Origin of the sequence: Acinetobacter sp. NIOH-H-8 (genome assembly GCF_046635365.1) — a bacterium.
GTDB lineage: Bacteria > Pseudomonadota > Gammaproteobacteria > Pseudomonadales > Moraxellaceae > Acinetobacter.
Genome location: NZ_JBHDVN010000192.1, coordinates 1 through 451, shown reverse-complemented (window position 1 = coordinate 451; position 451 = coordinate 1). Strand labels below are relative to the sequence as shown.

Annotated in this window: 1 protein-coding gene; it reads left to right on the top strand. The window is 64.5% G+C overall.

The genetic code is table 11. From position 1 onward, the window contains the following. Window positions 1-451, top strand: a 451-nt coding sequence (locus tag ACEWB7_RS17750; protein WP_411581051.1) for an HlyD family secretion protein, incomplete at both ends; no start/stop codon positions are given.

The window sequence follows — 451 nt, the reverse complement described above, 5'->3', positions numbered from 1 at the left end:
GGCCCAGGCGCAGCTGGCGCTTTCAAAAGTCCAGTATCCCGCCCAGCGTGACGAAGCCAAAGCGCAGGTGCTGAAAGCGCAGGCCGATCTGGCGAACGCGCAGGCGGAGTACCGTCGTCAGCGCGGCGTCGACCCGCGTGCGACCACCCAGCAAAGTAGTGATGCCGCGAGCGCTCAACTCCGCAGCGCGCAGGCAGGGCTGGCCAGCGCTCAGGCGCAGCTGGAAGTGGCAGAGCAGGTACAGCTGCAAATCCGCCAGCAGGAAACCAACGTTGAAGCGCGCGAGCGTCAGGTCGATCAGGCTAAAGCGCAGCTGGAAACGGCCAACCTTACTCTCTCCTATACCGAAGTTCGCGCCCCGTTCGACGGCGTTGTTACCAAACGCAACGTGCAGCCCGGCACGCTGGTGCAGGCGGGAACGGCGCTGTTCTCGCTGGTTTCCCCTAACGTG